This is a genomic window from Streptomyces sp. SID4985, assembly GCF_009863025.1.
Taxonomy (GTDB): Bacteria; Actinomycetota; Actinomycetes; order Streptomycetales; family Streptomycetaceae; genus Streptomyces.
On the sequence record NZ_WWIR01000716.1, the window covers coordinates 30,912 to 54,771 of the forward strand.

The window sequence follows — 23,860 nt, forward strand, 5'->3', positions numbered from 1 at the left end:
GCCAGCTCTGTGCGGCCCCCGTCAGGTCAGTTCCGTGCGGCCCTCGGAGAGACGGTCTCCGATGTCGCGCAGGCCCGCCAGGTCGTGTACGTCACCGGGGAGGGCCGGGACTTCGACGAGCGCCACCTCGGGGTGGCGGGCGACGAAGCGGTCCCGGGTGCGCTGCTCGCGTGCGAGCAACTGCATCCGGTCGGCGTGCAGCCTGAGCAGGCCCGCCGTCAGCTCGTCCACGGACCGGTCCGGGTCCGTGGCGGGGGAGCCTGCGCCGGGGGCCGGGTCTTCGGACGGAGCGGAGTCTGAACTTCCGTACATGTCGGGAGAGTTACGAGATCCAGCTTTCCCGTCCCCCTGATCGACAATGCGGTCCTCCGCAAGATTTTCCGCGGCCGCGAGCGCCCGTTCGGCGGACAGCCGCCCGGCCCCGCTCGCGTGCACGCGGTTGAGGACCAGCCCGACCAGCGGCATCTTCTCCGCCGCGAGGCGCTCCACGAAGTACGCCGCCTCGCGCAGCGCGTCCCGCTCCGGCGCGGCCACCACGAGGAATGCCGTACCGGGTGCCTGGAGCAGCTTGAACGTGGCGTCCGCGCGCGTACGGAACCCGCCGAAGGTGGTGTCCATCGCGGAGACGAAGGTCTGTACGTCCTTCAGGAGCTGACCGCCCAGCAGCTTGCCGAGCGTGCCGGTCATCATCGACATCCCGACGTTCAGGAAGGCCATTCCGGCGCGGCCGCCCAGCTTGGCCGGGGCGGTGAGGACGCGGATGAGGCGGCCGTCCAGGAACGAGCCGAGCCGCTTGGGCGCGTCCAGGAAGTCCAGCGCGTTGCGGGAGGGCGGGGTGTCGACGACGATCAGGTCCCACTCGTCCTTGGCGCGGAGCTGGCCGAGCTTCTCCATCGCCATGTACTCCTGCGTACCGGCGAAGCCTCCGGAGACCGTCTGGTAGAAGGGGTTCGCCAGGATCTGGGCGGCCCGCTCGGGATCCGCGTGCGCCTCCACGACCTCGTCGAAGGTGCGCTTCATGTCGAGCATCATGGCGTGCAGTTCGCCGCCCGGGGTGTCGTCGGACCCGGCGTCCGGACGGCGGTCCTCGGTGCCCTTGACCCGGCGCGGCACGTTGTCCAGCGAGTCGATGCCCATGGACTGGGCGAGCCGCTTGGCGGGGTCGATGGTGAGGACGACCACCTTGCGGCCCCGCTCGGCCGCGCGCAGCGCGAGCGCCGCCGCCGTCGTGGTCTTGCCGACCCCCCCGGAGCCGCAGCACACCACGATCCGGGTCCCGGGGTCGTCCAGGAGCGCGTCCACGTCGAGCGCGCGGGCGGGGGACAGGCCGGGGCGCTCGCCGTCCTCGGCGTGCGCTCCGGCGGCCTTCGGCCGTGCCGGGTCCGGACTCATGACAACCCCTGCTTCCGCAGCTCGGTGGCGAGTTCGTACAAGCCCGCGAGGTCCATGCCCTCGGCGAACAGCGGCAGTTCGCGCATGGGCAGGCCCAGCTCGGCGAGGACCGCGCGCTGCTCCTGCTCCAGCGCGTACCGCTCGGCGTACTCGGCGGCCTGGTTCAGCAGCGGGTCGACCAGCCGCTCGGCGTTGCCACCCCGGCGGGCGCCGCCGAGTCCGGCCGAGGACAGCGCGCGGGCGACGGCGGAGTGCGAGACGGTGCGGGCGAGTTCCAGGTCGGCCGCGTCCAGCACCTCGGGGCGGACCATGTTGACGATGATCTCGCCCACCGGCAGCCCCGCCGCGCGGAGTTCGGCGATGCCGTCGGCGGTCTCCTGGACCGGCATCTCCTCCAGCAGCGTCACCAGGTGCACCGCCGTCTCGGGCGACTTCAGCACCCGCATCACGGCCTGCGCCTGATTGTGTATCGGGCCGATCTTGGCGAGGCCCGCCATCTCGTCGTTGACGTTCAGGAAGCGGGTGATGCGGCCGGTCGGGGGCGCGTCCATCACGACGTGGTCGTAGAGGAATTTCCCCTGTTTGTCCTTGCGGCGCACCGCCTCGCACGCCTTGCCGGTCAGCAGGACGTCCCTGAGGCCCGGCGCGATGGTGGTCGCGAAGTCTATGGCGCCCAGTTTCCGCAGGGCGCGGCCCGCGCCGCCGAGTTTGTAGAACATCTGGAGGTAGTCCAGAAGGGCCTGTTCGGGATCGATGGCGAGTGCGTACACCTCCCCGCCCCCGGGAGCGACGGCGATCTTCCGCTCCTCGTAGGGCAGCGCCTCGGTCTCGAAGAGCTGTGCGATGCCTTGCCGGCCCTCGACCTCCACGAGAAGCGTCCGCTTCCCCTCGGTCGCGAGGGCCAGCGCGAGGGCGGCGGCGACCGTCGTCTTTCCGGTCCCGCCCTTGCCGCTGACGACCTGGAGCCTGCTCACGTCTTCGAGACTAACCAGTCCGGGCCGCGGTCACGCGGGAGGCTGTGGATAACAGCGACTACAGTCGGCCCCATGACCAAGTGGGAATACTCGACCGTGCCGCTGCTCGTCCACGCCACGAAGCAGATTCTGGACAACTGGGGCGAGGACGGCTGGGAGCTCGTCCAGGTCGTGCCCGGACCGAACCCGGAGCAGCTCGTGGCCTACCTGAAGCGGGAGAAGCAGGCGTGAGCGCGGTGGAGGCCCGGCTGGCCGACCTCGGGCTGACACTGCCCGAGGTCGTGCCGCCGCTGGCCGCCTACCAGCCGGCCGTGCTGTCCGGTGTGTACGTCTACACCGCGGGCCAGCTGCCCATGGTGGACGGGCAGCTGCCGGTCACCGGCAAGGTGGGCGCCGAGGTCACCGCGGAGGAGGCCAAGGAGCTCGCCCGCACCTGCGCGCTGAACGCGCTGGCCGCCGTGAAGTCCGTCGCGGGTGATCTGGATCGCATCGCCCGCGTGGTGAAGGTCACGGGCTTCGTGGCCTCCGCGTCCGACTTCACCGGCCAGCCCGGCGTCCTCAACGGCGCCAGCGAACTGCTCGGCCAGGTCCTCGGCGACCGGGGCGTGCACGCCCGCAGCGCGGTCGGCGTCGCGGTGCTGCCGCTGGACGCGCCGGTGGAGGTCGAGATCCAGGTGGAGCTGCTTCCGTAGGTCCGGAAGCCCGGGTGCGAGCCGCTTCCCCGGTCCTCACCGGTCCAGGGGGAGCAGCTCACGTAACACCCACGTCAAACCCCTCGCACGACCCCCGGCCACCTCTCGAACATTCGCTCTGTCCGGGATAGCCTCCGGCCATGGCGAACGGTCAGTGGTACCCCCCGGAGTGGCCGGACCGCATCCGCGCGCTCGCGGACGGCACGCTCACTCCCGTGGCGCCCAGGCGCGCGGCGACCGTGATGCTGTTGCGGGACACGCCGGGCGGACCGGCCGTGCACATGCTGCGCAGACGCGCCTCCATGGCTTTCGCCGGAGGCGCGTACGCGTATCCGGGCGGCGGGGTCGACCCGCGCGACGACGACCGCGAGATCGGCTGGGCGGGCCCCTCGCGCGCGTGGTGGGCCGACCGGCTCGGGGTGGACGAGAACAGCGCCCAGGCCGTCGTCTGCGCGGCCGTGCGGGAGACGTTCGAGGAAGCGGGCGTCCTGCTCGCCGGGAGCGGCCCCGACGCGGTCGTGGGCGACACCAGTGGCGACGACTGGGAGGCCGACCGCGCCGCCCTGACCGCCCACGAGCTGTCCTTCGCCGAGTTCCTGAACCGCCGGGGCCTGGTCCTGCGCTCCGACCTGCTCGGCGCCTGGACCCGCTGGATCACCCCGGAGTTCGAGTCCCGCCGCTACGACACCTGGTTCTTCGTCGCCGCCCTCCCCGAGGGCCAGCGCACCCGCGAGACCTCGGGCGAGGCCGACCGCACGGTCTGGACACGCCCCGAGGAGGCCGCCGCCGGGTACGACCGGGGCGAGCTGCTGATGATGCCGCCCACCATCGCCACCCTGCGCCAGCTGCTGCCGTACGGCACCGCCGCCGACGTGCTCGCGGCCGCGCCGGAGCGGGACATGACCCCGGTGCTCGCGCGCGCCCGGCTGCGGGGCGGCGAGGTCGAGCTGAGCTGGCCGGGACACGACGAGTTCACCAAGCACGTCCCGGCGGCCCCCGGCGGAGGTGCGGCATGACCGACGCCGCCGTACTGCCCGGCCAGCCCCGGAACGTGGTCGCCTCGGGCCCCGCGACCGAACGGGCCGTCAACGTCCTCGCGCCCAACGCCTCCGCGATGACCCTGGACGGCACCAACACCTGGATCGTCGCCGAGCCGGACTCCGACCTGGCCGTGGTCATAGACCCCGGGCCCCTCGACGAGGGCCATCTGCGCGCGGTCGTGGACGCGGCGGAGCGGGCCGGGCGGCGCATAGCCCTCACCCTGCTCACCCACGGCCACGCCGACCACGCCGAGGGCGCCGCCCGCTTCGCGGAACTGACCGGCACGCGCGTGCGTGCCCTCGACCCGGCGCTGCGCCTGGGCGACGAGGGCCTGGCGGCCGGAGACGTGATCACCACCGGCGGCCTCGAACTGCGGGTCGTGGCGACCCCCGGGCACACCTCCGACTCGCTGAGCTTCCATCTCCCGGCCGACCGCGCGGTGCTGACCGGCGACACGATCCTCGGGCGCGGCACGACCATGGTGGCGCACCCCGACGGCCGTCTGGGTGAGTACCTGGCCTCCCTGCGCAGGCTGCGCTCGCTCACCGTGGACGACGGCGTGCACACCGTCCTGCCGGGCCACGGGCCGGTCCTGGAGGACGCCCAGGGCGCCGTCGAGTTCTACCTGGCCCACCGCGCCCACCGGCTCGCCCAGGTCGAGACGGCCGTGGAGAACGGCCACCGCGACGCGCCCGCGATCGTCGCCCACGTCTACGCCGACGTGGACCCCTCGCTGTGGCCCGCGGCCGAGCTGTCCGTCCGCGCCCAGCTGGACTATCTGGGTGAGCACGGGCTGATCTGACCGGCGCTACGGCGTCGCCTCCTCCTCCGGACGGAGGACCTTCTCGCCGTGCACGCGCGCGTACTCGGCGGCGAGCCAGGGGCCGAGGTCGTCCGTGTACAGCCGCAGCACCCCGGTGTCCCCGGCGGGCTCGCGGCCGTAGCGCGCCGCCACCCGCATCGGCGCGGCCCGCTCCGGGTGGTACGCCCCGAAGACCTCGGCCATCTCGCCCAGGTCGCTCGTCCAGCCCCGCCAGCGGGGCATGACCAGGGTGAAGCCGGTGCGCACGAGGTGCCGGGACATGAAGCGCACCAGCGGTCTGCGCGCCTCCTCGGTGTCCGGCGCGGCCGCGATCCGGGCCCGCCAGCGGGGCAGCAGCCGGGCGAGGTCGCCGTTGGTCTCGCGGGCCAGCAGGGACGTCGGGCGGTAGCGGGGCAGCAGGGCGGCCAGGTCGTCCCCGGCGAGCGGGGTGCACAGGCAGGCCACGAACCAGCCCAGGTCGTGCCGCTCCGCCTCGCTCAGCAGCCGCTCCTGGCCGTACAGGAGGGTGCCCACGCCGTCGATCACGCCGTACTCCCGGTCCAGGGCCGCCCCGAGGGCGTGCGCGACGGTCCGGTCGGCCTCGGTCGGCTCCGCGACCAGCGCGACCAGCAGGTCCAGGTCGCTGCGGCCCTCGCGCGCGGTGCCGCGCGGGACCGAGCCGTAGAGGTAGGCGCTGTCCAGGCGGTCGCCGTAGGCGGCGGTGAGACGGTCGCGCGCGGCGGCCACGACCGGGCGGAAGGAGGGCGGCACGCGCGCGAGGGAGCCCTCGCGCGCGATGAACCCGTCGGGGTCCAGGCCGTGCGGGGCGGGAAGGCGCTGAGGCTCGGGCATACCCCGCACTCTGCCGGTACGGGGCGGTTGCGATCAGCCGAATTACGGCGATCACGACGGGCCGCTCCGGGACGGGTCACCGTGGGCCAACGGGAACACGGGAAAGGGCCCCGCCGTCCGGCAGGGCCCCTGTCACCGCGTGAGTGTGTCGGGTCAGCGCGAGCGCTTCGCCAGGCGCTCCACGTCCAGCAGGATCACGGCCCGCGCCTCCAGGCGCAGCCAGCCGCGCTGGGCGAAGTCGGCCAGCGCCTTGTTCACGGTCTCGCGGGAGGCGCCCACCAGCTGGGCCAGCTCCTCCTGGGTGAGGTCGTGGACGACGTGGATGCCCTCCTCGGACTGCACGCCGAAGCGGCGCGAGAGGTCGAGCAGAGCGCGCGCGACGCGGCCGGGGACGTCGGAGAAGACCAGGTCCGACATGGCGTCGTTGGTCTTGCGCAGACGGCGGGCGACGGCGCGCAGCAGGGCCGTGGCCACCTCGGGGCGCGCGTTCAGCCAGGGCTGGAGGTCGCCGTGACCGAGGCCGAGCAGCTTGACCTCGGTCAGCGCGGTGGCGGTCGCCGTGCGCGGGCCCGGGTCGAACAGCGACAGCTCGCCGATCAGCTCGCCGGGGCCGACGACGGCCAGCATGTTCTCCCGCCCGTCGGGGGAGGTGCGGTGAAGCTTGACCTTGCCCTCCGTGACGACGTACAGCCGGTCGCCGGGGTCGCCCTCGTGGAACAGGGAGTCTCCACGGGCGAGGGTCACCTCACTCATGGAGGCGCGAAGCTCCGCGGACTGCTCGTCGTCGAGAGCCGCGAAGAGCGGGTTGCGCCGCAGAACGTCGTCCACGAGTTCTCTCCTTGTCGACCTGCTCAGGGGATGGTTCTCCCCCACGTGCCAGGGGACCGTGCTCCCCATTTTGCCGGACGGTCCAAACAGTGTGATCTGTCACAAGGATGCCGCACACGTGTCCCAACGTGAGCGGCAGGGGTCCAATCGGGGGCTGATCCTCCGGGTCCGGGGCGGATGTCGGTGCCGGGCTTTAGGCTGGCCGGGTGTCCAAACAGCCGGTGAGAGCACAGGCCGAGGGGGCTGAACGGGTGACCGTGCGCCGCGATTCCGCCGTGGGCGAACAGGGTTCCGATGGAAGTGGCAAAAAGGTGAAAACCGTAAAAAAGGCTCCGGCGAAGAAGACCGGCTCCCGCGTCCCCGGAACGTCCGGCACCGGTGAGTCCCACACCGCCCTGGTCCGCCGCGCCCGCCGGATCAACCGCGAGCTGGCCGAGGTCTACCCCTACGCCCACCCCGAGCTGGACTTCGAGAACCCCTTCCAGCTCGTGGTCGCCACGGTCCTGTCGGCCCAGACCACCGACCTGCGCGTCAACCAGACGACCCCGGCGCTCTTCGCCAAGTACCCGACCCCCGAGGACCTCGCGGCCGCCGACCCGCAGGAGGTCGAGGAGATCCTGCGGCCCTGCGGCTTCTTCCGGGCCAAGACGCGCTCGGTCATAGGGCTCTCCAAGGCCCTCGTGGAGGACTTCGGCGGCGAGGTGCCCGGAAAGCTGCAAGACCTGGTCAAGCTGCCCGGAGTCGGCCGCAAGACCGCCTTCGTGGTCCTCGGCAACGCCTTCGGGCGCCCCGGGATCACCGTGGACACCCACTTCCAGCGGCTGGTGCGGCGCTGGAAGTGGACCGAGGAGACCGAGCCCGAGAAGATCGAGGCGGCCGTAGGGGAGCTGTTCCCCAAGAAGGACTGGACCGACCTGTCCCACCACGTGATCTGGCACGGCCGCCGCATCTGCCACGCCCGCAAGCCCGCCTGCGGCGTCTGCCCCATCGCCCCGCTCTGCCCCTCGTACGGCGAGGGCGAGACGGACCCCGAGAAGGCGCGGAAGCTCCTCAAGTACGAGAAGGGCGGCTTCCCCGGCCAGCGACTGAACCCGCCGCAGGCGTATCTGGACGCGGGCGGCATCGCGGCCCCGCCGCTGGGGGCCGGATGACGGCAGGGGTGCGGGGAGCACGGACGTTGGGCGACGGCGAGGGGCGGGCATGACGTACACGCGGGACACGCACGAGGGGCCGGTGGCCCTGCGCCGGGAGGGGCTGCCCGGCTGGCTGGAGCCGGTGGCCCGTGCGGCCGAGACGGTCCAGCCGCTCCAGCTGAGCCGCTTCCTGCCGCCGGAGAACGGCTCGGGCCGCCAGTCGGCCGTGCTGATCCTCTTCGGCGAGGGCGAGCGCGGCCCCGAGCTGCTGCTGATGGAACGCGCCGGTTCGCTGCGCTCGCACGCGGGCCAGCCGTCCTTCCCCGGCGGCGCGCTCGACCCGGTGGACGGCGACCCGAAGGCCGACGGGCCGCTGCGGGCCGCGCTGCGCGAGGCCGAGGAGGAGACCGGGCTCGACCCGGCGGGCGTGCAGCTCTTCGGCGTGCTGCCCGCGCTCTACATCCCGGTCAGCGAGTTCGTCGTCACGCCCGTCCTCGGCTGGTGGCGCGAGCCCAGCCCGGTCGGTGTCGTCGACCCCAACGAGACCGCGCGGGTCTTCACCGTCCCCGTGGCGGATCTCACGGACCCCGCCAACCGCGCCATGGCCACCCACCCCAGCGGCCACCGAGGCCCGGCGTTCCTGGTCGAATCGGCCCTGGTGTGGGGCTTCACCGCCGGGGTGATCGACCGGCTGCTGCACTACGCGGGCTGGGAAATGCCCTGGGACCGATCCCGGCAGGTCCCGCTCGACCGGCGGTCGTGACAGGGTGTCCGTGCGGTGTTTTCCCCGGGGACACGACAGCGGCGGGACTGCCGCCGCTCCCCGGGTCCCCGGCCGAGCCGCCGGGGCCGGAGCGAACGTGATGGGGCGGGGCCAGAAGCGGTGAACGTGCTCGACATCCTCCTGCTGGCCGCGGCCGCCTGGTTCGCGGTCGTCGGCTACCGCCAGGGCTTCGTCGTCGGCATCCTGTCGGTGACCGGCTTCCTCGGCGGCGGTCTCGTCACCGTCTACGCGCTCCCGGTGATCTGGGACGCCGTGACCGGAGGCCGCAAGGTCGGCACCACGCTCGCCGTGGTGGCCGTGGTCGTCGTCATCGTCGTGGCCTCCGTCGGCCAGGCTCTGACCACGCACCTCGGCGGCCGGCTGCGCCGCCACATCACGTGGTCACCGGCCCGCGCCCTGGACGCCACCGGCGGCGCCCTCGTCAACGTCGCCGCGATGCTGCTGGTCGCCTGGCTGCTCGGCTCCGCCCTCGCCCAGACCACGCTGCCGACGGTCGGCCGCGAGGTGCGCGACTCCCGGGTGCTGGTCGGCATGGACCAGGTGCTGCCGGGTCAGGCCGACATCTGGTTCAAGGACTTCACCTCCGTCCTCGCGCAGAACGGCTTCCCGCAGGTCTTCAGCCCGTTCTCGAACGAGCCCATCCAGGAGGTCCAGCCGCCCGACCCGGCCCTCGCGCGCGGCGCGGTCGCCGTGCGGGCCCAGCGCTCCATCGTCAAGGTCACCGGCACCGCGCACAGTTGCGGCAAGGTCCTGGAGGGCACCGGCTTCGTCTTCGGCGACCGCCGCGTGATGACCAACGCGCACGTGGTGGGCGGCGTCGAGGAACCCACCGTCCAGATAGGCGGCGAGGGCCGCACGTACGAGGCCAGGGTCGTGCTGTACGACTGGCGGCGCGACATCGCCGTCCTGGACGTGCCCGACCTGACGGCGCCCGCACTGCGGTTCTCCACCGAGGACGCCGACGGCGGCAACGGCGCGATCGTGGCCGGGTTCCCGGAGAACGGCTCGTACGACGTGCGCGCGGCGCGCGTGCGCGGGCGCATCACGGCCAACGGGCCGGACATCTACCACCGGGGCACCGTCGCCCGCGATGTGTACTCGCTCTACGCCACCGTCCGCCAGGGCAACTCCGGCGGCCCGCTGCTCACCCCCAAGGGGAAGGTGTACGGCGTGGTGTTCGCCAAGTCGCTGGACGACGCCGAGACCGGCTACGCCCTGACCGCCGACGAGATCCGCGCCGACATCGCCAAGGGACGCACCGCCACCGAGCAGGTGGGCACGGACAACTGCGCCCTGTGAGGCTTGGTGTGGGGGCGGCCCGACGGCCGGTGTCGCTTGAGCCGTGCGTTCAGCCGCGCGGGTGACGCAGGCGTACCGAGACCCAGCGGGCCCGGCGGCGCAGAATGCGCGGAATCCCCACCCTCGGGTCCGCTTCCGCCAGTTGCGGTGTCCCTCGCCGCGCCGAACCGGGTCCGGCGAGGGAACGGCGGTCGCGGGGTGCGTCACTGTAGTCGTGCGTCCAGCCCATACCCCGACGTGTGCCCCCGCCCCAAGGTCGATAACCGCTTCCGCGCCCACCGATCGGCCTATGCGTCAGGCATGTGGCCGTTCGGCGGACAAGTGTTCAGGAACGGTCGGGAAAAGGGGCACTCCGCGGCCCGTACGGTCACCGGTCGGGTTCGGGGTCCTTCAGCCAGTTGATCAGCTCCGTGGAGAACGCCACCGGGTCCTCCTCGTGCGGGAAGTGGCCGAGCCCGTCGAACAGCCGCCAGCGGTACGGCGCTTCCACGTACTCGCCCGAACCGGCCGCGCTGCGCGTCCGGGTGACGGGGTCGAGGGAGCCGTGCAGATGCAGCGTCGGCACCCGCACCGGCCGCTTCATCCGGCGGTTGAACTGGATGCCGTCGGGCCGCGCCAGCGAGCGCACCAGCCAGCGGTACGGCTCGATGGAGCAGTGCGCGGTGGAAGGGATGCACATGGCCCGCTGGTACGTCTCCACGTCCGCGTCCTCCGGCAGGCGCGGCCCGGACCAGTCCCGGATCAGCCGCCCCACCAGCGCCCCGTCGTCGGCGGTCAGCCTGCGCTCGGGAATCCACGGCCGCTGGAAACCCCAGATGTACGAACTGGCCGCCGTCTGCCGGGTGTCCCGGAGCATCGCCGCCCGCCAGCGCCTGGGGTGCGGCATCGACACCACGGCGAGCCGCCGCACCAGCTTGGGCCGCATCGCGGCGGCCGTCCACGCCAGATAGCCGCCCAGGTCGTGACCGACCAGGGCGGCGTCGGGCTCGCCCAGCGAGCGGATCACACCGGTCACGTCGAGCGCGAGGTTGGCGGGATCGTAACCGCGCGGGGTGCGGTCGCTGCCGCCCACGCCGCGCAGGTCCATGGCGACGGCGCGATAGCCCGCCGCGGCGAGCGCGGACAGCTGATGGCGCCAGGTCCACCAGAACTGCGGGAAGCCGTGCAGCAGCATCACCAGGGGTCCGTCGCCGAGTTCGGCGATGTGGAAACGTGCGCCGTTGGCGGCGACGTCCCGGTGGGTGACCTTCTCCCCGGAGGGGATGCCGATGCGTACGGCCGGGGCGGCGGCGGGTTCCGTCATGAGGACGAGCGTGCCACAGCCTTGCGCCCGCGTTCGGCCGGAGGCAGCGCGCGCGGGTGCTGCGGGCCGGTTCCGCGCGGGTGCGGCTTGGCCTTCTGGAGCACGCCCGCCGACTGCTTCATCGAAGCGGCCACCTTCTGCGGGCCCTTGCTCTTCTTGGCCTTCTTGGCGAGCATCAGGCCGACGAGCGCGAGCAGCCCGGCGAGCAGCACATTGGCCGCGAAGGAGAGCAGGAAGCAGATCGCGAGGTTCCAGTGGCTCCAGGTGCGGATGCCGTACGCCAGCGCGAAGTTGAGCATCGGCAGGGAGAACAGCAGCAGCGCGCCCGCCACCGAGAACGAACCGCCGCTCATCGCACCGCGCTTGACGTCCTGCCTGAGCTGCGCCTTGGCCAGGGCGATCTCGTCGTGCACCAGCGCCGACAAGTCGGTCGACGCCGAAGCGAACAACTGGCCGATGCTGTGTTCGGCGCCGACCGGGCTGCCGTCGGGTGCGCTCATCGCGTTCTCCCTCTGAAGTGGTGCCGTCTTGGTGTACCGCTTGGTTTGTACCGTCTCGTCAGATCATGCCGGACGACCGTTCCCGTCGCCTGCCCCGCCGGGCACTTCCGCACGCGCGTGCCGCGCGGCGGCGGCCTTCTCGGCGGCCAGCCGACGGTGTTCGGCGGCCCGGCGCTCGTGGATCGCGGCCATGCGTAGGTGGTACGCGGGATCGTCCTCCTCGTAGATGTCGGGGATGCCGTCCTCGTCCTCGTCGCGCTCCTCTTCCTCGCACATGCCCCGGTACTTCGCATTACGTACCTTCAGCAGCACGGTCGCACAGATGGCCGCGATCAGCGATCCGACGAGGACGGCCGCCTTGACCTCGGCGGTCAGCGCGGCGTCGTCCGCGAAGGCCAGCTCGCCGATCAGCAGCGAGACGGTGAAACCGATCCCCGCGAGCGTCGCGACCGCGAACACGTCGGCCCACGCGAGACCCTCGCCGAGCGTGGCCCGGGTGAAGCGCACGGTGAGCCAGGTGCCGCCGAAGACACCGACGGTCTTGCCCACGACCAGACCGAGCACCACACCGAGCGTCTCCGGCCGCGTGAAGACCTGCACGAGCGCACCGCCGGAGACCGGCACCCCGGCGCTGAACAGCGCGAACAGCGGCACCGCGAGCCCGGCCGACACCGGCCGCACCAGATGCTCGATCCGCTCCCCGGGCGAGCGCTCCTCGCCCTCACGGGTGGTGCAGCGCAGCATCAGCCCCATGGCGACGCCCGCGATGGTGGCGTGCACCCCGCTCCGGTACATCAGCGCCCAGGCCACCAGCGCGAGCGGCACGTACACGTACCAGCCGCGCACCCCCTTGCGCAGCAGCAGCCAGAAGACGGCCAGGGCGGCGACGGCCCCGCCGAGCGCGACGAAGTCGAGCCGGCCGGTGAAGAACACCGCGATGATCAGGATGGCGAAGAGGTCGTCGACGACGGCGAGCGTGAGCAGGAAGGCGCGCAGGGCGCTGGGCAGCGAGGTGCCGATGACCGCGAGCACGGCGAGCGCGAAGGCGATGTCGGTGGCCGTGGGCACCGCCCACCCGGCCAGTGAGCCACCCCCCGTGAGGCCGGTGAGGGTGTACACCAGCGCGGGTACGGCCATTCCGCACAGTGCCGCCGCCACGGGCAGCGCGGCCGCCCTGGGGTCGCGCAGATCGCCTGCGACCAGCTCGCGCTTGAGTTCCGCCCCGGCGACGAAGAAGAACACCGCGAGCACGCCGTCGGCCGCCCAGTGCGCGACGGAGAGGTTCAGGCCGAGCGCGGCGGGGCCGAGGTGGAAGTGGCTGACCGCCTCGTAGCTGTCGCGGAGTGCCGGGACGTTCGCCCAGACGAGGGCGGCTATCGCCGCGACGAGGACGAGGACACCGCCCACGGTCTCGGTGCGCAGCGCGTCCGCGACGGCGGTCCGCTCGGGCAGCGACAGACGTCCCAGGGCCCGGCGGGTGGCGTTCGGGGTGCGGGGCGCGGTCATCACGGGGGCCTTCCGGTCGTGGGCAGGACGAAACGCTTGCCGACCAGACTTCCCGGCGCACCTTGGGCACGTCGCGCGTGCCGATTTTGTTTACTTTACCTAAGTTCAGGGGGTGACGCATCCCCTGCAGTGGACCGTACGCGCGAGGGGTGCCCGGCGCTTCCCGCGCACCGGGCACCCCACTCGGCCGTACCGCGTCGCTCAGTCGTCGCTGGGCTTGGACGGCATCCTGCTCTGGATGAGCGCCATGACCGTGGAGTCGGCCAGAGTCGTCACGTCACCCAGCTCACGGTCCTCCGCCAGCTCGCGCAGCAGACGGCGCATGATCTTGCCGGAGCGGGTCTTGGGCAGCTCCACGACCGGCTGGACGCGCTTCGGCTTGGCGATCGGGCCCAGCGTGGCGCCCACGTGGTCGCGCAGCTCGGCGACGAGCTTGTCGTCCTCCGTCACGTTCCCTCGCAGGATCACGAAGGCGACGATGGCCTGGCCCGTGGTCTCGTCCGCCGCGCCCACGACCGCCGCCTCGGCGACCGCCGGGTGCGAGACGAGCGCCGACTCCACCTCCGTGGTGGAGATGTTGTGCCCGGACACCAGCATCACGTCGTCCACCCGGCCGAGCAGCCAGATGTCGCCGTCGTCGTCCTTCTTGGCGCCGTCGCCCGCGAAGTACTTGTCCGGGAAGCGCGCCCAGTACGTGTCCAGGAACCGCTGGTCGTCGCCCCAGATGGTGCGCAGCATCGACGGCCACGGCTCGGTCAGGACCAGATAGCCGCCGCCTCCGTTCGGCACCTCGTGGCCCTCGTCGTCCACGACCGTCGCGCCGATGCCGGGCAGCGGGCGCTGCGCGGAACCGGGCTTGGTCTCGGTGACGCCGGGCAGCGGCGAGATCATCATCGCGCCGGTCTCGGTCTGCCACCAGGTGTCGACGACCGGGGTGCGGTCGGCGCCGATGTTCTTGCGGTACCAGATCCACGCCTCGGGGTTGATCGGCTCGCCCACCGAACCGAGGACACGCAGCGAGGTCAGGTCGAACTGCGCGGGGATGTCGTCGCCCCACTTCATGAACGTCCGGATCGCCGTCGGGGCGGTGTAGAGGATCGAGACGCGGTACTTCTCCACGATCTCCCAGAACCGGCCCTGGTGCGGGGTGTCCGGGGTGCCCTCGTACATCACCTGGGTCGCGCCGTTGGCCAGCGGGCCGTACACGATGTACGAGTGCCCGGTGACCCAGCCGACATCGGCCGTGCACCAGTAGACGTCCGTCTCCGGCTTGAGGTCGAAGACGGCCCAGTGGGTGTACGCCGCCTGGGTGAGATAGCCGCCCGAGGTGTGCAGGATGCCTTTCGGCTTACCCGTGGTGCCCGAGGTGTAGAGGATGAAGAGCGGGTGCTCCGCCCCGAACGCCTCCGGGGTGTGCTCGGCCGACTGGCGTCCGACCAGGTCGTGCCACCAGACGTCCCGCTCGGCGTCGAACGCTACGTCCTGCCCGGTACGGCGCACCACGAGCACGTGCTCGACCGAGCCGGCCTTGGCGACCGCCTCGTCCACGGCGGGCTTGAGCGCGGACGGCTTGCCGCGCCGGAAACCGCCGTCGGAGGTGATGACGACCTTGGCGTCCGCGTCCTTGATGCGGGTGGCCAGCGCGTCCGCCGAGAAGCCGCCGAAGACGACCGAGTGCGCGGCGCCGATGCGGGCCGCGGCCAGCATCGCGATCGCGGTCTCGGGGATCATCGGCATGTAGATCGCGACCCGGTCGCCCTTGCGGACACCCAGCTCCAGCAGGGCGTTGGCGGCCTTGGAGACCTCGTCCTTCAGCTCCGCGTAGGTGATCGCGCGGCTGTCGCCCGGCTCGCCCTCGAAGTGGATGGCCACCCGGTCGCCGTTCCCGGCCTCGACATGGCGGTCCACGCAGTTGTAGGCGACGTTCAGCTCGCCGTCCTGGAACCACTTGGCGAACGGCGGGTTCGACCAGTCCAGCGTCTCGGTCGGCTCCTTGGCCCAGCTCAGCCGCCGGGCCTGCTCGGCCCAGAAGCCGAGCCGGTCAGCCTTGGCCTGTTCGTACGCCTCGGCCGTGACGTTGGCGTCGGCCGCCAGGTCAGCTGGCGGCGCGAAGCGGCGCTCCTCCTTCAAGAGGTTGGCCAGGCTCTCGTTGCTCACGACATCTCCCTTTCCCAGGGTGTCCGTTGTGTCCCGGGCCACACCTCATCAGACCCGGAGGCCGATGACAAGGGTGGGCCGCAGAATTGGTTTAGACCTTTCTGCGGCCCCTCCGGAATGACCGCTCACGCGGGACCGCAGACCTCTTCCACCTCTCTCATGTCCTCTCTGACGTCGTGGAACACCCCTTCCTCCACGGGGCCGCCCAGCAGATAGGCGCGTGCCTCACCCACGTGGAAATACATCCCGTGCAACTCCAGCGCACCGGCCGCCAGGGCGCGGGCCACCGACTCGTGCGCCCGTAGATGCGCCAGCTGCTGGACCACGTTGGTCAGACACAGCCGCTCCACCGCGTCGGCGGCCGCCCGCTCCGCCAGCCGGGGCGCCGTGCCCGCGTCGGTGGCCATCCGCTCCAGGCTCGGCAGCCCGTACCGCAACCAGCGTCTGAGCGGGGTCGGGGCGGCGCCGGGCTCCGCGGTGAGCAGCGCCTGCATCGCGCCGCACCCGGAGTGCCCGCACACCGTGATCGAGCGGACCCCGAGCACGTCCACCGCGTACTCGATGGCGGCGCCCACCGAGTCGTCGCCGTGCTCCTCTCCCGGCGGCGGGACCAGGTTCCCCACATTGCGCACCACGAAGAGATCGCCGGGACCGCTCGCGGTGATCATCGAGGTCACCAGCCGGGAGTCGGCACAGGTGAGGAACAGCTGCGAGGGCCGCTGCCCCTCCCGCGCCAGCCGCGCCAGCTCCTCCCGGACCAGCGGGGCGGTGTTCCGCTGGAACGAGCTGATGCCACGGGCGAGTTCGTGGGGGTAGGTGTCGGGGGCCGGGGTGTTGGCGGTGGTGTCGGGGGCGGCGGCGGGGGCGAGGTCCGTGTGTCCCGGCACCAGGGTTGCGGCCGTTCCCGGCGAGGCCGTTTTCGAGGTGGCTGCTTCCGGCCGCGTGCCCTGCGCCGAACCGCCGGACGGCATCGCGCACTGGTGGTTGCGCCATGGTGTCCAGGGGCGGCAGCGGCAGGCGGTGGAGGGCGCCTCGGGGGAGTGGAACGTGCCGTGTCTGCCGGTCAGTTCGGCCGAGCCCCCGCGCGCGGTGTGGGAGGTCCGCCAGTCCTGCAGCGCCTCGTACGCCGCGTGATCCATGAAGGAGCCGTCCAACTCCACGACCGCGCGGCCGCCTTGGGGCACGTGATGCAGGGTTCTGCTGAGCCGGGGCACGGCGAGGAACGTCAACTGGCCGCGTACGTGCACATGGTGGACCCCGTCCTTCTCCTCGCGCGTGATGCGGGTGTGGGTGAGGCGGCGCAGGGCGAGGAAGACGGCCACGGCGATCCCGAGGAGCACGCCCTCCAGGACGCCGAGGACGACGACGCCGAGCGTGGTGGCGACGTACACCGGGACCTCGCGGTGGCGGTTCACCGTGCGGATGTGGTGCAGGGACACCATCTGGATCCCGACGGCCATCACCAGGGCGGCGAGCGCGGCGAGCGGGATGTGCTCCAGGAGCGGGACCATCAGCAGCGTGGCGATCACCACGAGGACGCCGTGCAGCATCGTGGAGTTGCGGCTCACCGCGCCCGCGTTCACGTTCGCCGTGCTGCGGACGGCCACTCCGGCGACGGGCAGGCCGCCGAGGGCGCCGGAGACGATGTTGGCCGCGCCCTGGCCGAGGAGTTCGCGGTCGAGGTCCGAGCGGCCGAGCCGGGCCTGGGCTCCGGTGCGGGCGGCGGCCATCTTGTCCACGGCGACCGCGCCGAGCAGGGACTGCACGCTGCACACCAGGGTCGTGGTGAGCACGGCGGCCACGACACCGAGTGCCGGTCCCTCGGGCAGCCCGGCCAGCGCGTGGCTGCTCCAGGAGGGCAGGTCGACGCGGGGCAGGCTGAGTCCGGTGAGCAGGGCGGCCGCCGTGGCCCCGGTGACCGCGACGAGCGGGGCCGGGACCTTGCGCAGCAGGCGTCCCGGTTCGCCGGGCAGGCGCGGCCAGGCCAGCAGCAGTGTCAGGGTCAGCGCGCTCACCGTCACCGCGGCCGGGTCCAGGTGCGCCAACTGGTGCGGCAGCGCACGGAGGTTGCTCAGCACCGAGCTGTCCGGGCTGCCGCCGATCACGATGTGCAGCTGGGCCACGGCGATGGTGACGCCGATGCCCGCGAGCATCCCGTGGACCACGGCCGGGCTGACCGCGAGGGCGCCGCGCGCCACCCGCAGGCAGCCCAGGCCGAGTTGGGCGAGTCCGGCGAGGACGGTGATGCCGCAGGTCGCCCGCCAGCCGTACCGGTGGATCAGGTCGGCGGTGACCACGGTCAGTCCGGCGGCCGGGCCGCTGACCTGGAGCGGGCAGCCGCCGATCCGGCCGGCGACGATCCCGCCGACGGCGGCGGCGACCAGGCCCGCCTGCAGGGGCGCGCCGGTGGCGAGCGCGATGCCGAGCGAGAGCGGCAGGGCGATGAGGAAGACGGCGACGGAAGCGGACAGGTCGGCACCCTCGACGGCGAAACGGCGGCGCCGGGGCGGTGGGTCGGTGGGTGGGGAATGGGAGTGAACGCGGGTGGGGGCGGTGGCTGACATCGTTTCCCGTCTCCTCCGGGGCTGCGCGGTCGCTGACTTGGGGTGGCTCGCCCGTATTCCGCCGTGTGGTGGCGGACATGGGGCGGGTGTTCGGTCGCGGCCGTGGGTCACGGCGTACAGCGGCGGGATGGATCAAATTTCGGTAAATGAATCGTAATGGCGAGTAAATGTCCCGCATAGCCTTTCGAGGCATATGGCGCATATCTCCACCCTCCAGAGTGAAGGGGGCATTTCATCGGCTTGTCGTACTAATTCCTTCTCGGCCCCGTGCGACCTTGGCGGCGCCGTCGGGGCGAACCCGGCGCAGCACCACAGAACGCCGTCATCAACTCGCCCGAGAGAAGCGCCTGAGAGAAGGAAGAAGGTGGGCGGAAACATGGCCGCCACCCAGAGGATCGCCGTCTGTGCCATGGTCGCCGCGGCCGGTGCCGCATCCCTCGCCGGCTGCGCCACCGGCTCCCACCCCGTGAAGGAAGGTGCGCCGGGCCCGCAGAAGGGGGTCGACGCCCCCAGGAGCGTGGTCCGTCTGATCGGTGACGGATCCACCGCCTACACCGGATCGCAGCCGCACCTGCCCAGGCCCGAGAAGCTGAAGCCGGGTCAGAAGCCGCCGCAGTTCGTGGTGTTCTCCTGGGACGGCGCCGGGGAGGACAGCCAGAAGCTGTTCTCGCACTTCCGCAAGGTCGCCAAGGACAACCACGCGAACATGACGTTCTTCCTCAGCGGCGTCTACATGCTGCCGGAGGCCAAGCGCGACCTCTACAAGCCGCCGCAGCACTCGCCGGGCCGCTCCGACATCGGCTTCAACGACGACCAGGGCATCGCCGACACCGCCAAACAGGCCCGCCTCGCCTGGCTGGAGGGCAACGAGATCGGCACCCACTTCAACGGCCACTTCTGCGGACCCGACGGCGGGGTCGGCCAGTGGTCGGTGGACGAGTGGAAGAGCGAGATCGACCAGGCCAAGCAGTTCGTGAAGACCTGGAAGACCAACTCGGGCCTGAAGAACGCCTCTCCGCTGCCCTTCGACTACGACAAGGAACTCATCGGCGCCCGCACCCCCTGCCTGGAGGGGCAGAAGAACTTCATGAAGGCGGCGAGCCAGATGGGCTTCCGCTACGACTCCAGCGGCGTCAACAACCAGCTCTGGCCGAAGAAGAAGGACAGCCTGTGGGACCTGTCGATGCAGCTGGTCCCCTTCCCCGGGCACACCTTCGAGCAGCTGACCATGGACTACAACTTCATGGTCAACCAGTCCGGCACCCAGACCCAGGGCGACCCCGACAAGTTCGGCCTCTGGGGCGACGAGATGCGTGACGGCCTGCTCAAGGGCTTCGACCGTGCCTACAACGGCAACCGCGCGCCTCTGATCATCGGCAACCACTTCGAGTCCTGGAACGGCGGCACCTACATGCGGGCCATCGAGGACGTGGTGAAGACGGTGTGCGGCAAGCCCGACGTGCGCTGCGTCTCCTTCCGTGAACTGGCCGACTGGCTGGACACGCAGGACCCGCAGACCCTCACGAAGCTGCGCACCCTGGAGGTCGGGGAGACGCCCAGGCAGGGCTGGGCGTCCTTCCTCTCCGGCCGCCCGGCACCGGCGCCGAAGGGCGTACCCGGGGCGCCGGCGGCCAAGCAGTAGGACGCGTCAGGCGGGGGTGGCGACACCCTCGCCCAGTACGAAGCCGGGATCGATCTGCGCCGCCAGGTCGGTCCCGGTGCGCTCGTTCCCCCACGACTCGGCGTTCTTCAGATGGAAGTGCGCCATCTGACGGGTGTAGCGCTCCCGGTCGCGCAGCGCGTACGTCGCGTCGGCGGCGGTCCTCAGCCGGTGCAGCGCGGCCGCGTTGGTCTCCTCCAGGAGCCCGAAGCGGGGCGGGCGCCCCTTCTCCATGGCACGCACCCAGTCCGAGTGCCCGACCGTCACCAGCAGGTCGTCCCCGACCTCCTTGCGCAGGAAGTCGATGTCGTCCTGGGCCTGGACCTTGTTGCCGACGACCTTCAGCGTGACGTCGAAGTCGCGGGCGTACTCCTTGTACTGGCGGTAGACGGAGACCCCCTTCCGCGTCGGCTCGGCGACGAGGAACGTCATGTCGAAGCGGGTGAACATGCCGGAGGCGAAGGAGTCCGAACCGGCGGTCATGTCCACCACCACGTACTCGTCGGGGCCGTCGACGAGATGGTTCAGGAACAGCTCCACCGCTCCCGTCTTGGAGTGGTAGCAGGCGACCCCCAGGTCGGCGTCCGTGAAGGGGCCGGTGACCATCAAACGGACGGCGCCGCCGTCGAGTTCCACCGGGCGCGCGCAGGCGTCGTAGATCGCGTTGGGCTCGCGCACCCGGACCATCCGCGAGCCCTCGCCGGGCGGGGTCGTCTTGATCATCGTCTCGGCGGAGGCGATGCGCGGGTTGCTGCCGCGCAGATGGTTCTTGATGAGCCGCAGCCGGTCGCCCATGGCGGGCAGCGCGGCCGCCTCCGCCTCGTCGAGGCCGAGAGCGGGGCCGAGGTGCTGGTTGATGTCGGCGTCGATGGCGACCACGGGGGCTCCGGCGGCCGCCAGATGGCGGATGAAGAGGGAGGAGAGCGTGGTCTTGCCGCTGCCGCCCTTCCCGACGAAAGCAATTTTCATGTTCACGAACGGTAGTCGCTTCATCGCTTTACGTGTCAGGGAGTCCGGCGAAGACCACTCCTTCGTGGGGTGGCCGTCAGGTGCCCGCAGGGCTTCCCCAGGGGTGCGGGACCGGTCGAGGGGCGGACGCGTAGGGTCGTACGCATGAGTACGACTGGTGCGACCGCCGACCCGCTCGCCGCCCTGGGGTCGCTGCCCGGTGTGGCCGACTCCGTGGAGTCCGTGCGCAAGGCCGTGGACCGGGTCTACGGGCACCGGATCATGCGGCGCCGCAGCAACGCGATCACCTCCGAGGCCGCGCTGCGCGCTGCGCGTGGTTCGGCCGCGCTGTCCGGTGCCGACTGGGCCCTGGAGGAGGTGCGGCGGCGTACGGACTTCAGTACCGACACCGAGGCGCGCGCCATGGGCGCGGCCCTCAGGCTGACCGCCGAGGCGGGTCAGCTGCTGTCCATCTGGCGGCAGTCACCCCTGCGGGTGCTGGCCCGGCTGCATCTGGTGGCGGCCGCGAGCGACGGCGACGAGGTGGGCCGTCCGCGCCGCGCCGGTGAGACGGCCGACGAGCCGCTGATCGAGCTGCCGCTGCCGGACGCCCCCGAGGTCTCGGGCCGCCTGGACGGCCTCGCGGAGTTGATCATCGCGGGCAGCTCGGCGCCCGCCCTGGTGACGGCCGCCGTGGTGCACGGTGAACTGCTCGCGCTGCGCCCCTTCACCTCGCACAACGGGCTCGTCGCCCGCGCCGCCGAGCGCATCGTGCTCATCGGCAGCGGTCTGGACCCGAAGGCGGTGTGCCCTTCCGAGGTCGGCCACGCCGAACTGGGGCGCGCGGCCTATCTGGGCGCGCTGGAGGGATACGTCTCGGGCACTCCCGACGGCATGGCGGCCTGGATCGCACACTGCGGCCGCGCGGTCGAACTCGGCGCCCGTGAGTCGACGGCGGTGTGCGAGGCGCTGCAGCGCGGAGCGGCCTGAGCCGGGACGGATCAGGGGCGGCCGAACGCGGGGCGCCCCGGACAGGGTTGCGGCGGTACGAATCCCTCTCGTACCGCCGCTGGCATGTTCACCCGGGTTACCAAGCGTCCTCGTGTGTTGCTCATCAGGTCGGGGTGCTTTGCCCGGCCCTGGTGTAGCAGGCCCGTAATCGACGGTCCGACGTCGCGTGGGTGCCCAGTGTTCATGCAAGGTCCGTGGGGCCAAGTGCGTAGTAACAGGTAATCCTCGCGGATGTCCTTTGGTCTCGCGGGCCGTTGATTCCTTTGTACTGCAAAAGTGGAGGAATCGGAACCCCTGGCCGCACTTCTTTGCTTATCGTCCCATCCGGGATTTCAGGTTTGAATCCCGGGTGAACCGGTGCGGACAGGGGAGAAACGGTCAGGCGGTCGTGGTGCGGCGCCGGTTGGCGTACCAGACGAGGCCGGCCGTGGCCGCCGCCGCGCCCAGGGCCGCCATCGCGACGAGTGCGGGCCGCGGTGGCACCGAGAGCGCGGGCAGCCGCTGCTTGAGCCGGACCGGCTTGCGGAACTCCAGGACCGGCCAGCCGCGCGCGACCGCCTCGCGGCGCAGCGCGCGGTCGGGGTTCACGGCGTGCGGGTGGCCCACCGCCTGGAGCATCGGCAGATCGGTCACCGAGTCGCTATAGGCGTGGCTGCGGTCGAGGTCGTACCCCTCGGACGCGGCCAGTTCACGGACGGCCTCGGCCTTGGTGGGGCCGTAGGCGTAGTACTCGACCTCGCCGGTGTAGCAGCCGTCCTCGCCGACGACCAGGCGTGTGGCCACCACGCGGTCGGCGCCGAGCAGTTCGCCGATCGGCTCCACCACCTCGGCGCCGGAGGTGGACACGATTACCACGTCGCGTCCGGCGGCGTGATGGCGCTCGATGAGCGAGGCGGCCTCGTCGTAGATGATCGGGTCGATCAGGTCGTGCAGGGTCTCGGCCACGATCTCCCTGACCTGCCGCACGTTCCAGCCGCGGCACAGCGTGGACAGATACTCGCGCATCCGCTCCATCTGGTCGTGGTCCATACCTCCGGCCAGGAAGACGAACTGGGCATATGCGGTGCGCAAGGCCGCCCTGCGGTTGATCAGTCCGCCTTGGTAGAAGGACTTGCTGAAGGTGAGTGTGCTCGACTTCGCAATGACCGTCTTGTCCAGGTCGAAGAAGGCCGCTGCGCGGGGCAAGGAGTGGTTTTCCACGACCCCGAGCATAGGCGCCCACCATTCGGCGTAAGGTGTGGCGCGTGGGTTTGCCTGAGAGGCCTCTCGGGTACACCATGGAAGTCACGGATCGTTCGCGACCGTGCTAACCCGGTCCGGCTCCTCCCCCCCCGAGTCGGACCGTGGGGACGACCCCCGCTCTCCCCCCCGGCGGGGGTCGTCGCATGTCCAAGTGGGGTTTCTCCTTCCTTTTCCGGTGTGGATCCGGTGGCGGCCGAAGGCTGGCCGCCGTTTCGTCATGCCCATGATTGATTACGTACGGTAATCATCAGGGTGCTCTCTGGAAGTCGTACACGAACCGTGTGCGCGTCACTGGTTTGAGTGACGGAGATATTCACAGGCCCTTCGGCATCCACAGTTTTCGATCAAGATCCACATCATTTCCGGGTTCGCCGCATCGTGATTCCACCGCGCTCCGGAGCGGGCCGCTCGATGGCCTGATCGCAATGCCGGGGGCGCGTATGGCCGGTTCCTATCGGCCGTTCATATGGAGACCTTTACCGGTTCTCCACAACTTGGGGAATCGCGTGGCCCGAGGGGACCGCGCGCACCACGCAGCGAAAGGGAATCCGCCATGACCGGAATCGTCACCCACGATCCGCCACCGACCGCCGGAGACCGGGCGGCCCGCCCGCTCATCGTCACCGAGGACGCCCTGCTCCTGGACGACCTGCTGCGCCTGTGCGCGGCGGCGGGCGCCACACCCGAGGTCCACCACTGCGTCCCCGACCTCGGCGGCTGGTCGGAGGCCCCGCTCGTGCTCGTCGGGGACGACGCCGCCCGCCGGGTGCGCGGGGCCGCGCGCCGCAGAGGAGTGGTGCTGGTGGGCCGTGACCAGGACGACCCCGACGTGTGGAAACGCGCCGTCGAGATCGGCGCCGACCACGTCCTGATGCTGCCCGACGGCGAGCAGTGGCTCGTCGACCGCATCGCCGACGTGGCCGAAGGAGTCGGCCGCCCCGCCCTCACCGTCGGGGTCATCGGCGGCCGGGGCGGTGCCGGGGCCTCCACCCTCGCCTGCGCCCTCGCCGTCACCTCCGCCCGCGAGGGCGTGCGCACCCTTCTGGTGGACGCCGATCCGCTGGGCGGCGGACTCGACGTGCTCCTCGGCGGCGAGAGCGCCGAGGGCCTGCGCTGGCCCGCCTTCGCCGCCTCGCGCGGCCGGGTCGGCGGCGGCGCCCTGGAGGAGTCCC

Annotated in this window: 22 protein-coding genes; 10 read left to right on the forward strand and 12 right to left on the reverse strand. The window is 71.6% G+C overall.

Features of this window, described 5'->3' with window-relative positions:
- Positions 1 to 21 precede the first annotated feature (21 nt).
- Both GTW40_RS31745 and GTW40_RS31750 read right to left on the reverse strand, forming a co-directional pair.
- Positions 22 to 1,392 carry an ArsA-related P-loop ATPase gene (locus GTW40_RS31745; RefSeq protein ID WP_161183581.1) on the reverse strand — a complete coding sequence of 457 codons (1,371 nt, stop codon included), beginning with the start codon at positions 1,390 to 1,392 and terminating at the stop codon, positions 22 to 24.
- Positions 1,389 to 2,366, reverse strand: coding sequence for an ArsA-related P-loop ATPase (locus GTW40_RS31750; RefSeq protein ID WP_161183582.1), 978 nt, complete (start codon positions 2,364 to 2,366; stop codon positions 1,389 to 1,391). Before GTW40_RS31750 ends, GTW40_RS31745 begins: the two co-directional genes overlap by 4 nt.
- Before the next feature lie 72 nt (positions 2,367 to 2,438).
- Here GTW40_RS31750 and GTW40_RS31755 point away from each other — a divergent pair, with 72 nt between their 5' ends.
- The 4 genes from GTW40_RS31755 to GTW40_RS31770 all read left to right on the forward strand — a co-directional run bounded on the left by GTW40_RS31755 (position 2,439) and on the right by GTW40_RS31770 (position 4,901).
- The gene (locus tag GTW40_RS31755; protein WP_018547934.1) at positions 2,439 to 2,597 is read left to right on the forward strand and encodes a DUF4177 domain-containing protein; all 159 of its coding nucleotides are present in this window, start codon (positions 2,439 to 2,441) and stop codon (positions 2,595 to 2,597) included.
- On the forward strand, positions 2,594 to 3,058 hold the full coding sequence (locus tag GTW40_RS31760; RefSeq protein WP_161183583.1) for a RidA family protein: 465 nt from the start codon (positions 2,594 to 2,596) through the stop codon (positions 3,056 to 3,058). Before GTW40_RS31755 ends, GTW40_RS31760 begins: the two co-directional genes overlap by 4 nt.
- Positions 3,059 to 3,198: 140 nt before the next feature.
- Positions 3,199 to 4,074: an NUDIX hydrolase gene (locus tag GTW40_RS31765; protein WP_161183584.1), complete on the forward strand. Its 876-nt coding sequence runs from the start codon at positions 3,199 to 3,201 to the stop codon at positions 4,072 to 4,074.
- Positions 4,071 to 4,901: an MBL fold metallo-hydrolase gene (locus GTW40_RS31770; protein ID WP_161183585.1), complete on the forward strand. Its 831-nt coding sequence runs from the start codon at positions 4,071 to 4,073 to the stop codon at positions 4,899 to 4,901. The genes GTW40_RS31765 and GTW40_RS31770 overlap by 4 nt, the downstream gene beginning before the upstream one ends.
- A 6-nt stretch (positions 4,902 to 4,907) precedes the next feature.
- On the opposite strand, the gene GTW40_RS31775 is transcribed toward GTW40_RS31770, so the two are convergent.
- Together GTW40_RS31775 and GTW40_RS31780 are read right to left on the reverse strand one after the other, a co-directional pair.
- Positions 4,908 to 5,753, reverse strand: a complete 846-nt coding sequence (locus GTW40_RS31775; RefSeq protein ID WP_161183586.1) for a nucleotidyltransferase domain-containing protein — start codon at positions 5,751 to 5,753, stop codon at positions 4,908 to 4,910.
- A 153-nt stretch (positions 5,754 to 5,906) separates the two neighbouring features.
- Positions 5,907 to 6,581, reverse strand: a complete 675-nt coding sequence (locus GTW40_RS31780; protein ID WP_018547939.1) for a Crp/Fnr family transcriptional regulator — start codon at positions 6,579 to 6,581, stop codon at positions 5,907 to 5,909.
- Positions 6,582 to 6,856: 275 nt separating this feature from the next.
- Here GTW40_RS31780 and nth point away from each other — a divergent pair, with 275 nt between their 5' ends.
- The 3 genes from nth (at position 6,857) to GTW40_RS31795 (ending at position 9,797) form a co-directional block, all read left to right on the forward strand.
- A complete protein-coding gene (gene nth / locus GTW40_RS31785; protein WP_343245835.1) occupies positions 6,857 to 7,732 on the forward strand; it encodes an endonuclease III in 876 nt (291 codons plus the stop codon).
- A gap of 49 nt (positions 7,733 to 7,781) precedes the next feature.
- Positions 7,782 to 8,477, forward strand: coding sequence for a CoA pyrophosphatase (locus GTW40_RS31790; protein WP_161183588.1), 696 nt, complete (start codon positions 7,782 to 7,784; stop codon positions 8,475 to 8,477).
- A 120-nt stretch (positions 8,478 to 8,597) separates the two neighbouring features.
- A complete protein-coding gene (locus GTW40_RS31795) occupies positions 8,598 to 9,797 on the forward strand; it encodes a MarP family serine protease (protein ID WP_161183589.1) in 1,200 nt (399 codons plus the stop codon).
- A 49-nt stretch (positions 9,798 to 9,846) separates the two neighbouring features.
- Here the strand turns inward: GTW40_RS31795 and GTW40_RS33470 are convergent, their stop codons facing one another.
- From GTW40_RS33470 to GTW40_RS31825, 6 genes are all read right to left on the reverse strand, one after another.
- On the reverse strand, positions 9,847 to 10,026 hold the full coding sequence (locus GTW40_RS33470; RefSeq protein WP_161183590.1) for a hypothetical protein: 180 nt from the start codon (positions 10,024 to 10,026) through the stop codon (positions 9,847 to 9,849).
- A 138-nt stretch (positions 10,027 to 10,164) separates the two neighbouring features.
- Positions 10,165 to 11,100, reverse strand: coding sequence for an alpha/beta hydrolase (locus tag GTW40_RS31805; protein ID WP_161183591.1), 936 nt, complete (start codon positions 11,098 to 11,100; stop codon positions 10,165 to 10,167).
- The gene (locus GTW40_RS31810; protein WP_161183592.1) at positions 11,097 to 11,600 is read right to left on the reverse strand and encodes a phage holin family protein; all 504 of its coding nucleotides are present in this window, start codon (positions 11,598 to 11,600) and stop codon (positions 11,097 to 11,099) included. Before GTW40_RS31810 ends, GTW40_RS31805 begins: the two co-directional genes overlap by 4 nt.
- 63 nt (positions 11,601 to 11,663) lie before the next feature.
- The gene (gene nhaA / locus GTW40_RS31815; protein ID WP_161183593.1) at positions 11,664 to 13,106 is read right to left on the reverse strand and encodes a Na+/H+ antiporter NhaA; all 1,443 of its coding nucleotides are present in this window, start codon (positions 13,104 to 13,106) and stop codon (positions 11,664 to 11,666) included.
- Positions 13,107 to 13,307: 201 nt separating this feature from the next.
- A complete protein-coding gene (gene acs / locus GTW40_RS31820; protein ID WP_161183594.1) occupies positions 13,308 to 15,263 on the reverse strand; it encodes an acetate--CoA ligase in 1,956 nt (651 codons plus the stop codon).
- A gap of 125 nt (positions 15,264 to 15,388) precedes the next feature.
- The gene (locus GTW40_RS31825) at positions 15,389 to 17,827 is read right to left on the reverse strand and encodes a SulP family inorganic anion transporter (protein ID WP_161183595.1); all 2,439 of its coding nucleotides are present in this window, start codon (positions 17,825 to 17,827) and stop codon (positions 15,389 to 15,391) included.
- Positions 17,828 to 18,203: 376 nt separating this feature from the next.
- Between GTW40_RS31825 and GTW40_RS31830 the strand changes: the two genes are divergently transcribed.
- Entirely contained in the window at positions 18,204 to 19,469 is a 1,266-nt protein-coding gene (locus tag GTW40_RS31830; RefSeq protein ID WP_161183596.1) for a hypothetical protein, read from the forward strand.
- A 6-nt stretch (positions 19,470 to 19,475) separates the two neighbouring features.
- On the opposite strand, the gene GTW40_RS31835 is transcribed toward GTW40_RS31830, so the two are convergent.
- The gene (locus tag GTW40_RS31835) at positions 19,476 to 20,456 is read right to left on the reverse strand and encodes an ATP-binding protein (protein ID WP_202486683.1); all 981 of its coding nucleotides are present in this window, start codon (positions 20,454 to 20,456) and stop codon (positions 19,476 to 19,478) included.
- Positions 20,457 to 20,600: 144 nt separating this feature from the next.
- On the opposite strand from GTW40_RS31835, the gene GTW40_RS31840 reads away from it, so the two are divergent.
- Positions 20,601 to 21,425 (forward strand): Fic family protein, encoded by an 825-nt coding sequence (locus tag GTW40_RS31840; RefSeq protein ID WP_161183598.1) that lies wholly within the window; start codon positions 20,601 to 20,603, stop codon positions 21,423 to 21,425.
- Between the two features lie 399 nt (positions 21,426 to 21,824).
- Here the strand turns inward: GTW40_RS31840 and GTW40_RS31845 are convergent, their stop codons facing one another.
- A complete protein-coding gene (locus GTW40_RS31845) occupies positions 21,825 to 22,658 on the reverse strand; it encodes an HAD-IB family hydrolase (RefSeq protein WP_161183599.1) in 834 nt (277 codons plus the stop codon).
- 583 nt (positions 22,659 to 23,241) lie between these two features.
- Here GTW40_RS31845 and ssd point away from each other — a divergent pair.
- Positions 23,242 to 23,860: septum site-determining protein Ssd (gene ssd, locus GTW40_RS31850; protein WP_343245833.1), on the forward strand; the 619-nt coding region annotated here is incomplete at its 3' end.

Excerpts from the sequence above, each read along its gene's own strand:
- GTW40_RS31745 (WP_161183581.1), bottom strand. The coding sequence starts at position 1,392 with ATGAGTCCGGACCCGGCACGGCCGAAGGCCGCCGGAGCGCACGCCGAG.
- GTW40_RS33470 (WP_161183590.1), bottom strand. The coding sequence starts at position 10,026 with ATGGGCTGGACGCACGACTACAGTGACGCACCCCGCGACCGCCGTTCC.
- GTW40_RS31755 (WP_018547934.1), top strand. The coding sequence starts at position 2,439 with ATGACCAAGTGGGAATACTCGACCGTGCCGCTGCTCGTCCACGCCACG.
- GTW40_RS31770 (WP_161183585.1), top strand. The coding sequence starts at position 4,071 with ATGACCGACGCCGCCGTACTGCCCGGCCAGCCCCGGAACGTGGTCGCC.
- GTW40_RS31845 (WP_161183599.1), bottom strand. The coding sequence starts at position 22,658 with ATGCTCGGGGTCGTGGAAAACCACTCCTTGCCCCGCGCAGCGGCCTTC.
- GTW40_RS31840 (WP_161183598.1), top strand. The coding sequence starts at position 20,601 with ATGAGTACGACTGGTGCGACCGCCGACCCGCTCGCCGCCCTGGGGTCG.
- GTW40_RS31775 (WP_161183586.1), bottom strand. The coding sequence starts at position 5,753 with ATGCCCGAGCCTCAGCGCCTTCCCGCCCCGCACGGCCTGGACCCCGAC.
- GTW40_RS31790 (WP_161183588.1), top strand. The coding sequence starts at position 7,782 with ATGACGTACACGCGGGACACGCACGAGGGGCCGGTGGCCCTGCGCCGG.
- GTW40_RS31805 (WP_161183591.1), bottom strand. The coding sequence starts at position 11,100 with ATGACGGAACCCGCCGCCGCCCCGGCCGTACGCATCGGCATCCCCTCC.
- GTW40_RS31765 (WP_161183584.1), top strand. The coding sequence starts at position 3,199 with ATGGCGAACGGTCAGTGGTACCCCCCGGAGTGGCCGGACCGCATCCGC.
- GTW40_RS31810 (WP_161183592.1), bottom strand. The coding sequence starts at position 11,600 with ATGAGCGCACCCGACGGCAGCCCGGTCGGCGCCGAACACAGCATCGGC.
- GTW40_RS31835 (WP_202486683.1), bottom strand. The coding sequence starts at position 20,456 with ATGAAAATTGCTTTCGTCGGGAAGGGCGGCAGCGGCAAGACCACGCTC.
- nhaA (WP_161183593.1), bottom strand. The coding sequence starts at position 13,106 with ATGACCGCGCCCCGCACCCCGAACGCCACCCGCCGGGCCCTGGGACGT.
- GTW40_RS31830 (WP_161183596.1), top strand. The coding sequence starts at position 18,204 with ATGGCCGCCACCCAGAGGATCGCCGTCTGTGCCATGGTCGCCGCGGCC.
- GTW40_RS31825 (WP_161183595.1), bottom strand. The coding sequence starts at position 17,827 with ATGTCAGCCACCGCCCCCACCCGCGTTCACTCCCATTCCCCACCCACC.